Annotated in this window: 10 protein-coding genes and 1 pseudogene; all 11 read left to right on the top strand. The window is 70.7% G+C overall.

Translation table 11 applies throughout. From position 1 onward, the window contains the following. Positions 1-109 precede the first annotated feature (109 nt). The 11 genes and pseudogenes from frr to ACZ3ZD_RS17915 all read left to right on the top strand — a co-directional run bounded on the left by frr (position 110) and on the right by ACZ3ZD_RS17915 (position 12,161). On the top strand, positions 110-667 hold the full coding sequence (gene frr, locus ACZ3ZD_RS17965) for a ribosome recycling factor (protein WP_189981158.1): 558 nt from the start codon (positions 110-112) through the stop codon (positions 665-667). Then, on the top strand, positions 667-1,806 hold the full coding sequence (locus ACZ3ZD_RS17960) for a phosphatidate cytidylyltransferase (protein ID WP_467398097.1): 1,140 nt from the start codon (positions 667-669) through the stop codon (positions 1,804-1,806). Before frr ends, ACZ3ZD_RS17960 begins: the two co-directional genes overlap by 1 nt. Positions 1,807-2,012: 206 nt before the next feature. Continuing rightward, positions 2,013-3,251, top strand: a complete 1,239-nt coding sequence (locus ACZ3ZD_RS17955) for a cytochrome P450 (protein WP_467398095.1) — start codon at positions 2,013-2,015, stop codon at positions 3,249-3,251. Positions 3,252-3,456: 205 nt separating this feature from the next. Continuing rightward, entirely contained in the window at positions 3,457-4,119 is a 663-nt protein-coding gene (locus tag ACZ3ZD_RS17950) for a hypothetical protein (RefSeq protein WP_467398092.1), read from the top strand. A 36-nt stretch (positions 4,120-4,155) separates the two neighbouring features. Then, positions 4,156-4,865: pseudogene (locus ACZ3ZD_RS17945) on the top strand (transposase); the annotation flags it as partial. 98 nt (positions 4,866-4,963) lie between these two features. After that, positions 4,964-5,398 (top strand): hypothetical protein, encoded by a 435-nt coding sequence (locus tag ACZ3ZD_RS17940; RefSeq protein WP_467398090.1) that lies wholly within the window; start codon positions 4,964-4,966, stop codon positions 5,396-5,398. 838 nt (positions 5,399-6,236) lie between these two features. Beyond that, positions 6,237-6,863, top strand: coding sequence for a hypothetical protein (locus ACZ3ZD_RS17935; protein ID WP_467398088.1), 627 nt, complete (start codon positions 6,237-6,239; stop codon positions 6,861-6,863). 169 nt (positions 6,864-7,032) lie between these two features. Continuing rightward, positions 7,033-8,139 (top strand): dual-specificity RNA methyltransferase RlmN, encoded by a 1,107-nt coding sequence (gene rlmN / locus ACZ3ZD_RS17930; RefSeq protein WP_467398085.1) that lies wholly within the window; start codon positions 7,033-7,035, stop codon positions 8,137-8,139. A 276-nt stretch (positions 8,140-8,415) separates the two neighbouring features. Next, positions 8,416-9,489: a thiamine ABC transporter substrate-binding protein gene (locus ACZ3ZD_RS17925; RefSeq protein ID WP_467398083.1), complete on the top strand. Its 1,074-nt coding sequence runs from the start codon at positions 8,416-8,418 to the stop codon at positions 9,487-9,489. A gap of 47 nt (positions 9,490-9,536) precedes the next feature. Further along, complete coding sequence (locus tag ACZ3ZD_RS17920; protein WP_467398080.1) at positions 9,537-11,138, top strand: ABC transporter permease; 1,602 nt, start codon at positions 9,537-9,539, stop codon at positions 11,136-11,138. Beyond that, positions 11,139-12,161, top strand: coding sequence for an ABC transporter ATP-binding protein (locus tag ACZ3ZD_RS17915; protein WP_467398079.1), 1,023 nt, complete (start codon positions 11,139-11,141; stop codon positions 12,159-12,161). It begins immediately after the preceding gene. The last annotated feature ends 86 nt before the right edge of the window (positions 12,162-12,247 follow it).

Genomic DNA, 12,247 nt, shown 5'->3' with positions numbered 1-12,247 from the left:
AATGTCCTGCCGGTGGGGAACCGTGCAGGAAGAAGACGCGACGCAGCCGGCCGCCGACCGACTTCAGGAACCGCAGCCGGGCCTTACTCAAGACACGCAGGAGCAAGTGGTGATCGAAGAGACCCTCCTCGAGGCCGAGGAGAAGATGGAGAAGGCCGTCGTGGTCGCCAAGGAGGACTTCGCCGCGATCCGCACCGGGCGTGCGCACCCGGCGATGTTCAACAAGATCGTGGCCGACTACTACGGTGCCCTGACGCCGATCAACCAGCTGGCCTCGTTCTCCGTGCCGGAGCCGCGCATGGCGGTCGTCACCCCGTTCGACAAGAGCGCGCTGCGCAACATCGAGCAGGCCATCCGGGACTCCGACTTGGGCGTCAACCCCAGCAACGACGGCAACATCATCCGGGTGGTGTTCCCCGAGCTGACCGAGGAGCGCCGCCGCGAGTACATCAAGGTCGCCAAGGGCAAGGGTGAGGACGCGAAGGTGTCCATCCGGTCCGTGCGCCGCAAGGCCAAGGACGCCATCGACAAGCTGATCAAGGACGGCGAGGTCGGCGAGGACGAGGGCCGCCGCGCGGAGAAGGAGCTCGACGACACCACGGCGAAGTACGTCGCCCAGGTGGACGAGCTCCTCAAGCACAAGGAAGCGGAGCTGCTCGAAGTCTGATGAGCGACTCTTCCTGGGGAGTGCCGCCAGCGGCGGGCCAGGCCGGGTACTGGGGGCCCACCGGGGGCGGCCCCGCCCAGCCTGTCCCGGGGGCCGTCCCGGCGGGTCCCGCGTACGATGCGCCTGAGGCGCAGCAGACTCGCCCCATGCCCGTGCCCGACGTAGCCGCGTACGGCGGAGACCAGGACGACGACCGGGGGGCCGCCCGGCTGGGCGGCCCCCTGTTCCGAGACGAGACGTTGCAGGCCCGGGGACTCCCGGCCGAGAACCAGAACCCGGAGCCCATGCCCGACGCCCCGCAGCCGGCGCCAGTGCCGCAGAAGAAGAGCGCGGGCCGTGACCTGAGCGCGGCCATAGGCGTCGGGGTCGGCCTCGGTGTGGTGATCGTCGCGTCCCTGTTCATCGTCAAGGCCGTGTTCGTCGGCGTGGTCGCGGTCGCCGTCGTCGTCGGCCTGTGGGAGCTGACCAGCAGGCTCCAGGAGCGCAAGGCCATCAAGGCGCCGCTGGTGCCGCTCGCGCTCGGCGGTGCGGCGATGGTCGTCGCCGGCTATGTGCGCGGCGCCGAGGGCGCGTGGGTCGCCATGGCGCTGACGGCCCTGGCCACGCTGGTCTGGCGCATGACGGAACCCCCGGAGGGCTACCTCAGGGACGTCACGGCCGGCGTCTTCGCGGCGTTCTACGTGCCCTTCCTGGCCACGTTCGTCGCGCTGATGCTCGCCGCCGACGACGGGCCCTGGCGGGTGCTCACCTTCCTGCTGCTGACGGTCGTCAGCGACACCGGTGCCTACGCGGTCGGCTGGCGGTTCGGCAGGCACAAGCTCGCCCCGCGCATCAGCCCCGGCAAAACCCGCGAGGGCCTGCTGGGCGCGGTGCTGTTCGCGATGGTCGCGGGCGCGCTGTGCATGCAGTACCTCATCCACGACGGCGTCTGGTGGCAGGGCCTGCTGCTGGGCCTCGCGGTCGCGGCCAGTGCCACGCTGGGCGACCTCGGCGAGTCCATGATCAAACGGGACCTGGGCATCAAGGACATGGGCACCCTGCTCCCCGGGCACGGCGGCATCATGGACCGGCTCGACTCGCTGCTGCCGACGGCTCCGGTGGTGTGGCTGCTGATGGTGGTCTTCGTCGGCTCGGCGTGAGCGGTACGGCTCCCCGTGTGACAGGAGTCGCTTCCGTACGGCTTTCGGCCCCCGCCCCTGGATACAGGGCGGGGGCCGTCGTCGTACCCGGCGACCCGCGCACCCGGATGCCGCAGCAGGAATCGGCGGCGGGGAGCGGCGCGCGGCAGACTCCCTCACAGGACGGCGGTCGCGCCGCCCAGGCGCCGCAGCAGGGAGTCCGCCCCATGCCCCTCGACCCCGCCCCCGCCCCGTTCGGCCAGGCCGCCGCCCCGCCGGTGCGGTTCTGGGCCGTCGAGGACCTGCCCGCGCTCGACCCCGACCCGTTCCTGGACGAGCTGCTGCGCGAGGAGCCGGTCACCCGGATCAGGCTGCCGTACGGCGAGGGACACGCCTGGCTGGTCACCCGCTACGAGGACGTCCGCTTCGTCACCTCCGACCCGCGCTTCTCCCGGGAACGGGTCGTCGGCCGCGACGTCCCCGCCATGCGCCCGGTGCCGGTGGCCTCCCAGACGGCGGGCGTGCAGTACATCGACCCGCCCCGCCACACCCGGCTGCGCCGGGTCGTCGCCCGCGCGTTCACCGGCGCGAGCATGCGGCGGTTGCGCCCGCTCGCCGAACGCCGGGCCGCCGAACTGCTCGACGGCATGCGGCGCGCCGGCCCCCCGGCCGACCTCATGGAGCACCTGCACGGTCCCTTCCCGCTTGCCGTGCTGCGCGACTTCCTCGGCGTCGAGGAGCAGGACTGGCACCGCTGGGCGGAGACGGGCGAGGCCCTGCTGTCCGCGGGCGCCGACGCCGAGGAACGGGCCCGGGAGGCCGCCCGGCTCACCCGGGCTCGGATCACCGAACTGCTCCGGCGCCGCCGCGCGGAACCCCGCGAGGACCTGGCCGGAGTGCTGGCGCAGGCCGCGGCGAACGGCGAGATCACCGACGACGAGGCCCTCTCCCTCGCCACCGCCGTGCAGGTCAGCGGCGGCCACGCGGTCCGCGGCAACAGCGGTTCGATGATGTACGCGCTGCTCACCCACCCCGCACAACTGGACCGGCTGCGCCGGGAACCGGAACTGCTGCCCCGGGCGGTGGAGGAGCTGTTCCGCTACGTCCCGCACCGCAACGGTGTCGGCATCCCACGGGTCGCCACCGAGGACGTCGAGGTCGGCGGCCGGCTGATCCGCGCCGGTGAGGTGGTCTACAACGCCTACGTCGCCGCCAACCGCGACCCCGCGGTCTTCCCCGACCCCGACACCCTGGACCTCGACCGCGAGAACCCCACCCACCTGGCCTTCGGCCACGGCCCACACCACTGCCTGGCCGCCGCCATGGCACGCATGGAGGCCGAGGTCATGATCGGCACCGTCCTCACCCACTTCCCCACCCTCCACCTGGCCGTACCCCCCGACCAGGTCGCCTTCCAACGCCGGGGCCTGCTCCGCGGCCCGAAATCCCTGCCGGTGACCTGGTAGCTGCGGTATTCCAGTGCCAAGGCGCCAGGGGAGCCGCTTGCCCTCACCTGTTCTCGGGGCAACCAGCGGTGACTGAGCGCGGTAGTCGGCCGCGCAGAGCGGTGGCCGGCCAAGCCCTCTTCGGGTACGTCTGGAGTCCGTCGCTAGGCTCCGGGCCCATGACCAGTGATGTCGTGCTCCAAGCCGGTAATGGCGACCAGCGGTGATGGCTGACCAGCCCGTATCGCCTGTCCCGATCGCGCCTGCCGGACTGAGCCGCAGGGCCCGGCGGTTCATCGAGACGGAGGGCATCCGCGTTCGCCGGCAGGACCTCAGGCGACACAGCGACGCGTGGATCGAGCACGGGATCCCCGCTGCGGAGATCGAACGGGCCGCTGTCTTCCAGGACCGCTGGGGCGGCCTCGCCCTGCCGCCGGCCCCCTTCTACGAGGGCGGTCCGCGCATCCTGGACGCCGACTGCCCCGAGGAGATGCCCGCAGAAGGCTGGTCGTTCCCGGCAGGGGACTGCCGGGTGTCCATGGCCTACAGCTTCGTGATCGGCCCCGACGGTGCGTTCGGTGTCGACGCCCACCGCTGGACGCCCCTGCATGCCAGCACTGACGGATGGGTGGAATCCCTGGCTCTCGCCGCTCATGCCCGCCGCTGGGCCACAACCGTCACAAGGGTCACGGGCAAGGCCGTCGATGCACTGGATCTCGGCGCATTCGAGCCGGTGCCCGAAGTACAGGGTGCGACCGACTCCTGGTGGCGGGGCAGGGGCTCCCTCATCGCCGTGTACCGGGGTGAGGCCGTGGGCCTCGACGCCCCGCAATGCCTCGAAGCGCACATCTACGGCGGCCTCGACGAGTGGGGCCTCTACGGCGGCTGACCTGCGGGCCTTGGATCCGAGCACCCTGCTCACCGCGGCTACCAGACCTCCGCCGTCCTGCGCCGTTGCGGCCAGGCCCGCCTGACCCGCTGGCTCGCCGCGCGAGGTGTGCGCCATCCCGAGGCGGTCGCCGCCACCCGCCCTCACCGCCGCGCACGCCCAACACATTGAACTGTCCGGCCGCGGTCATCGCGCGGGTGCTGCCCGGCGTGACGGTGCCCCCGGAGGACACGGCCGCGGGCATCACCGCAGACCTCGCCGCGCAAGTGCTGGCCTTGGACGAGCGGCTCAAGCAACTCGACCGGCAGATCAGCGACGCCTTCCGCACCCATCCACAGGCCGCGGTCATCGAGTCGATGCCGGGGATCGGCCCCATCCTGGGCGCGGAGTTCCTCGTCGCCGCGAGTGACCTGGCTTCCTACCCCGACGCCGGTCACCTCGCCTCCGCCGCTGGCCTGGTCCCCGTCGCCAAGGACTCCGGACGCCGCACCGGCAACCTCCGCCGACCCCGGCGCTACAGCCGCCGCCTGCGCCGCGTGTTCTACCTCTCCGCGCAGACCAGCATCATCCGGGACGGCCCCAACCGCACCTACTACCTGAAGAAACGAGCCCAGGGCCACAAACACATCCCCGCCGTCATCGCCCTCGCCCGCCGCCGCGTCGACGTCCTCTGGGCTCTGCTTCGCGACAACCGCCTCTTCACCACGAGCCCACCAGCGAGCACGCGCACCACCACAGCAGCCTGACTCGGTCGTAAAGACACCGCCGACCGCAATCGCAGGTGCGGCGTGCATGATGACGCAGTGGAAACAGCTTGCGGTCAAGCGCGTACGACGGGGGAATCGTGGCCTACCAACTCAGCTTCTTCTGCCGCTCTGGAGAAGACAGAGGCGACGAGGCGCTTGATCGCCTGCTGGACCGCCTCCTGGAGAGCGGTGACCGTCTGGTCGGCGAGTGGTTGGGGCCCTTCGAGGAATCCGTGGCCGCGTTCAGGCTCGGTACGGGCTGCAGCGACAGCGACAGGCCAGTCGCGGACTTGTTGACGCTGGAAGTACACGTGGGCGTAGCCGAGATCGCGGAGTCTGTGATCGCTGCATCGCCAAACGATGAGCAAGGCATCTGGGGATGCGACCTGCTAGCCACCGTCACCCTCAGCGGGGACAACCCCGACTGGCCTCTGGTGCACCGCATCGGGGCCGCCGTGGTGAGCCTGTGGGGGGCGGTTCCATGGGACGAGTCCTCCGGATTCGAGATCGCTGCCGGGACGCCGCAGCTCTGAGCGCACACCAAGATCCCGGCCAGTCGCGGCCCAGATCAGCGACACCGCAGACAAGACACCATCCGCGTAGGCGATCTCCAGACTGGCGCTGAAGCACCCGGCCAACGGCGCTTGACTGGGTATTAAGACTCCACCGACCTGGATGAAAGACTAGGCGTTACCTGTCAAACGCTGCTCACTGAAACCGCCCGCATATTCCCATTCCGCGCGCCCGCGGCCTTCCTCTCGCAGCGGCCCCCAGAGGACTTCCATATACTCGGTTTCCAAATCGGAGACGAATGGCACGATGACAATTTGCCTGACTCCCTGTCGAAGCCACGCGTCGACATCTGGACCAAGCGTTACGGATGGCTCACCTGCATTTGCGTAGGCTTCGACATACCCCCTCGCCCTATTGATCCTTGCGCTCGAGCTGATCCGAGAATATGAGTCGTGCAACGCTGCTTTGCTCCGACCACACCACGCTGCTACGGACATCGCGGTGGGCCGTACGAGGTCAGCCCGCACTGACGACCGACAACGACAGAAGCCCACGGCGTCTGAGCTGGTTAGAGTCGTGGGCTTCCTTAGGCACGCTGGTCATCCAGCAGGCCGATCAAGAGACCGGCATATGAGCGCCCTCCCCCGGCCGTCGTCGGGCCGTAGGAGGGCGCTCAATGGTGACCGACATCGACAGATGCCGACGGCTGGGCCGCAGGTCACGGCCGCCCGTGATCAGTTGTGGCTGTTCTGATAAGCGAGAGTGTGCTGCCGTGTACTGGCCAGATCGCCCCCTTGTGCGCCCTTCGTGTGCGTGTCACACAGTTCAGAGGCGGGACCTGGGGGAGGGAGGCACTGTATGGCGGTGTTGGGTGGCTATCAGGTAGGGCCATCGGCCTGGGCCGTCGAGCGGTTTGGGCGGCATGCCGGCGCGCTTGCCGCTGCGGTCCCGGTGCAACTGGCCAAGGCGCATGGGAAGGCTCATGCCGCGCACCTCGCCGCGGGGCTGAAGAAGCGGAGTCCCTACGGCGTCGCCCTTGCGGGGCTGGTCCGCGAGCACCTGGCGGAGACGGCGCGTGAGCTGGGGGAAGCCGTGCGAGACGTGCGCGGATATGAGTACGCGGTGATCAACGATCACGCGCTCTTCCCCTTTCGGTACGCGGACAGGCCGAGGCCCCTTGACCGAGCGCGACTGCCGGCCAACGCGTCGCCCACTCGGCACCGGCTGTTTCGGGCGCACGGGCCGCAACCTCCGGAAGGCCTGTTCGACGTTGATGAGGACCTGGCGACCGAGGAGTATCTCGGGCTGCATGAAGTGTTCGAGGAGTTGGGAGTTTCCACCAGATTGGTCTGTGTGTTCTTCACGGCCGACGCCGAAAACGGCATCCACGCCATCCACTGGGGGGACGCCCACCTCGAACCCGATCGCACGTTCACGTGGTCTTACAAGGAACAGCTCCCAGTCGATCCCGTGTACCTGAAGTGACCGGCGGTGGCGCCCCTGCCTGGAGATGGCCGGTTGAGGGCTGACCGAGTCCTGGGCCGTCCCTGGGCCGTCCGAAGCCGACCAACGCTGACAGTCGGCACCCGCGGGTGACCACCCCCACCCCGCTCTGGGCTGGGTCCCGGAGATGATCTGCGACACTGGTAAGGCCATGCCTAAGCCCGGAGAACTCACATTCGTCGCGCCGCGCGGAGCCAAGTCGCCGCCGCGGCATCTCGCTGACCTCACGCCCGCCGAGCGCAAGGACGCGGTGGCCGGGATCGGTGAGAAGCCGTTCCGTGCCAAGCAGCTCTCGCAGCACTACTTCGCGCGGTACGCGCACGACCCGGAGCAGTGGACCGACATCCCCGCCGGTGCGCGCGCCAAGCTCCAGGAGGCGCTGTTTCCGGAGCTGATGACGGTCGTCCGGCATCTGTCCACCGACGAGGGGACCACGCGCAAGACGCTGTGGCGGCTGTTCGACGGGACGCTGGTCGAGTCCGTGCTGATGCGGTATCCGGACCGGGTCACCATGTGCATCAGCTCGCAGGCGGGCTGCGGGATGAACTGCCCGTTCTGCGCGACCGGCCAGGCGGGGCTGGACCGCAACCTGTCCACCGCCGAGATCGTGCACCAGATCGTCGACGGGATGCGCGCGCTGCGGGACGGCGAGGTGCCCGGCGGGCCCGCGCGGCTGTCGAACATCGTCTTCATGGGCATGGGTGAGCCGCTCGCCAACTACAAGCGGGTCGTCGGTGCGATCCGTGCGCTCACCGACCCGGCCCCGGACGGGCTGGGGCTGTCGCAGCGCGGGATCACCGTGTCCACGGTCGGGCTGGTGCCGGCCATCCACCGGTTCGCCGACGAGGGCTTCAAGTGCCGGCTGGCGATCTCCCTGCACGCCCCCGACGACGAGCTGCGCGACACCCTCGTCCCCGTGAACACGCGGTGGAAGGTGCGCGAGGTGCTGGACGCCGGGTTCGAGTACGTCGAGAAGAGCGGGCGCCGGCTGTCCATCGAGTACGCGCTCATCCGGGACATCAACGACCAGGCCTGGCGGGGTGACCGGCTCGGTCGCCTGCTCAGGGGCAAGCCCGTGCACGTCAACCTCATCCCGTTGAACCCGACGCCGGGGTCGAAGTGGACCGCGTCCCGGCCCGAGGACGAGAAGGCGTTCGTGGAGGCCATCGCGGCGCACGGGGTGCCCGTGACCATCCGGGACACCCGAGGTCAGGAGATCGACGGGGCCTGCGGGCAGCTCGCGGCCACCGAGCGGTAATCTGAGCCGGTCGACACGATTTCATGCCGACACAACTTCATATCGTCGGACACCTGCATCGTCCGACATCCGCATAGTCCAACATCTGCATATTCCGACAGGGGAGCGCCACAGCGCTGAGAGTGCGGCAACCGGGCCGCAGACCCTCTGAACCTCGCCCAGGTCATTCTGGGTAGGAAGTTCGGTCACCACTCAAGCTGTTGCGCCCTGCCCGGGCCCCTCGCGGGGTCCGGGCAGGGCCGCGTCTCTTCCTGGCCAACCCCAGGAGGACATCCAGTGCACAACAAGACCCTCGTGGCCGTCGCGGTCGGGCTCGGGCTGATCTCCCTGTCCGCGTGCGGCTCGACGGACACCGGGAGCGGCGCGGACTCCAGGACCGTCACCCTGGTCAGCCACAACTCCTGGGCCGTCTCGAAGAAGGTCCTGAAGGACTTCGAGCAGCGGTCCGGGTACAAGGTCAGGGTCCTTGAGGACGGCGACGCCGGGCAGGCCGTCAACAAGGCGATCCTCACCAAGGACAACCCGCAGGGCGACGTCTTCTTCGGCGTCGACAACACCCTGCTCTCCCGCGCCCTCGACAACGGCCTCTTCCAGCCGTACACCGCCAAGGGCCTGGACAAGGCCGACCCCGCCTACCAGCTCGACCGGGACAAGCACCGGGTCACACCCGTCGACCACGGTGACATCTGCGTCAACTACGACAAGGCGTACTTCAGCGAGCACAAGCTGGCCCCGCCGACGTCCTTCGCCGACCTGGCCGACCCGCGGTACAAGAACCTCCTCGTCACGGAGAACGCCGCCACCTCCTCGCCCGGCCTCGGCTTCCTCCTCGGCAGCGCCGCGCGGTTCGGCGACCAGGGCTGGCCCGACTACTGGAAGAAGCTCAAGGCCAACGGGGTGAAGGTCGTCGACGGCTGGGACCAGGCCTACTACCAGGAGTTCTCCGGATCGTCGGAGGGGAGGAAGGCGGGCGGCGACCGGCCGCTCGTCGTGTCGTACGCCTCCTCGCCGCCCGCCGAGGTCATCTACGCCAAGAAGCGGCCCCGTACGGCCCCGACCGGCGTCGCCACCGGCACCTGCTTCCGGCAGATCGAGTTCGCCGGGCTGCTGAGCAACGCGAGGAACCCCAAGGGTGCCAAGGCCTTCATCGACTTCCTGGTCTCCCGGGAGTTCCAGGAGGACATGCCGCTGAAGATGTTCGTCTACCCGGTGGTGCGGGGCGCCAAGGTCCCCGCCGAGTTCACCGAGTACGGGCCGGCCGCCAAGGACCCCGAGACCATGGCCCCCGGCAGGATCGCCGCCAACCGTGATCAGTGGGTCAAGTCGTGGACCTCGCTCGTACTGAAGTAGCGGTCCGCAGGCGTCGGCGCGGGGGGAACGCGGCCCGGCTAGGCCTGATGGCCCTGCCCGTCGCGTTCTTCGCGCTGTTCTTCGCCTGGCCCGTGGCCGCGATCATCGCGCGCGGGCTGGACGTGGACGGCGCCTGGCGGTTCGGGCGGATCGCGGACGTCGTCGGCCGGCCGGACATCCGGCACGTGCTGTGGTTCACCACCTGGCAGGCGCTCGCCTCCACCGCGCTCACCCTGCTGCTCGCGCTGCCCGCCGCGTACGCCTTCGCCCGCCTGGACTTTCCGGGCAGACAGCTGCTGCGGGCCGTCGTCACCGTCCCGTTCGTTCTGCCGACCGTGGTCGCCGGCAGCGCCTTCCTCGCGCTGGTCGGCCGGGGCGGGCTGCTCGACCAGCTGTGGGGGGTACGGCTCGACACCACCGTGTGGGCGATTCTGCTGGCCCACGTCTTCTTCAACTACGCGGTCGTCGTCCGCACGGTCGGCGGGCTGTGGGCCCAGCTCGACCCCCGCCAGGAGGAGGCCGCCCGGATGCTGGGCGCCTCCCCGCTGACGGCCTGGCGGAAGGTCGCCCTGCCCGCGCTGGCGCCCGCCGTGGCCGCCGCCGGCCTGATGGTCTTCCTGTTCACCTTCACCTCCTTCGGCGTGGTGCAGATCCTCGGCGGCCCCACCTTCTCCACCATCGAAGTGGAGATCTACCGGCAGACATCCGAGGTCTTCGACCTGTCCACGGCCGCCGTCCTCACCCTTGTCCAGTTCGCGGCCGTCGGCGCGATCCTCGTCGTGCACGCCTGGACGGTACGGCGCCGGGAGAGCGCCCTCCGGCTCGTGGACCCGAAGACGACCGTGCGGCGCCCGCGCGGTGCCGGCCAGTGGACGCTGCTCGCCGGTGTCCTCACCACGATCGCGCTGCTGCTGGTCCTGCCGCTCGCCGTCCTCGTCCGCCGCTCCCTCGACGCGCCGGGCCTCGGCTACTACCGGGCGCTGACCGCATCCGACGGCGGTACGTTCCTGGTGGCGCCCCTGCACGCGGTGTGGACCTCGCTGGAGTACGCCGTGGCCGCCACCGCCATCGCCGTGGTGATCGGAGGTCTCGCCGCCGCCGCGCTGGCCCGCCGGGACGCCGGTCGGCTGGTGCGCGGCTTCGACGCGCTGCTGATGCTGCCGCTCGGGGTGTCGGCCGTGACCGTCGGCTTCGGCTTCCTGATCGCGCTCGACAAGCCGCCGCTGGACCTGCGCCAGTCCTGGATCCTGGTGCCGCTCGCCCAGGCGCTGGTCGGCGCCCCCTTCGTCGTACGGACCATGCTGCCGGTGCTGCGTGCGGTGGACGTCCGGCTGCGGGAGGCGGCGGCCGTGCTCGGGGCCTCGCCCTGGCGGGTGTGGCGGGAGGTGGACCTGCCGCTGGTGCGGCGCGCGCTGCTGGTCGCGGCCGGGTTCGCGTTCGCCGTGTCGCTGGGCGAGTTCGGGGCGACCGTGTTCATCGCCCGCCCCGACAACCCCACGCTCCCGGTCGCGGTGGCCCGGCTGCTGAGCCGCCCCGGCGACCTCAACTACGGCCAGGCGATGGCCCTTTCGACGATTCTGATGGTGGTGTGCGCCGCCGCGCTGCTGGTCCTGGAGCGGCTGCGCACCGACCGGACGGGGGAGTTCTAGATGCTGCTGGGCCTGGATGCCGCGACCGTGCGCTTCGGCGGGCGGGCGGTGCTCGACGCCGTCGGCCTGGAGGTCGCCGAACGCGAGGTGGTGTGCGTCCTCGGGCCCAGCGGCAGCGGGAAGTCGACCCTGCTGCGGGTGGTGGCCGGGCTGCAACCCCTGCACTCCGGGCGGGTGTTGCTGGACGGCCGGGACCAGGCCGGGGTGCCCGCGCACCGGCGCGGGGTCGGCCTGATGTTCCAGGACCACCAGCTGTTCCCGCAGCGGGACGTCGGCGCGAACGTGGCGTTCGGGCTGCGCATGCACGGCACCGCCAAGGGTGAACGGGACGCGGAGGTCGCCCGGTTGCTGGAGCTGGTGGGGTTGCCGGGGGCCGACCGGCGGGCCGTGGCCTCGCTGTCCGGCGGCGAGCAGCAGCGGGTGGCCCTCGCCCGGGCGCTGGCGCCCCGGCCCCGGCTGCTCATGCTGGACGAGCCGCTCGGCCAGCTCGACCGCTCGCTGCGGGAGCGGCTGGTGGTCGAACTGCGGGAGCTGTTCAACCGGTTGGGTACCACCGTGCTCGCCGTGACGCACGACCAGGGCGAGGCGTTCGCGCTGGCCGACCGGGTGGTGGTGATGCGGGACGGCCGGATCGCGCAGACCGGGACGCCGCTCGAGATGTGGCAGCGGCCCGCCGACGCGTTCGTGGCCCGCTTCCTCGGCTTCGAGAACGTGGTCCGGGCGACCGTCGCCGGTACGGCCGCCGACAGCCCGTGGGGCAAGCTGGTGGTGCCGGACGGCTCCGCGCAGGGCGGTCGTACGGTCCTCGTCCGGCCGGCCGGGGTCCGGTTGGTGCCGGCCGACCGGGGCCTGCCCTGCACGGTGGCCGCCCGTACCTTCAAGGGCACCCATGTGGCCGTCCACCTCCAGCCGGCGGACGGCGGCCCGCGGCTGGAGGCGGCCTGCGCGCTGCGGGACGCACCCGAGCCCGGCGCCTCGGTCGGCGTGGAGTTCGACGTGACCGAGACCCTCGTACTGGACTGAGCCCGCGACCCCGGGGTCCGCTCCCGTCACGCACACCGGCCCGCCCCCTGGGGACAGCGGGGGCGGGCCGGGGTACGGCGTGGTGC

It is taken from the genome of Streptomyces sp. NPDC023481 (assembly GCF_055560195.1).
This window is presented reverse-complemented; position numbering and strand designations above follow the sequence as displayed.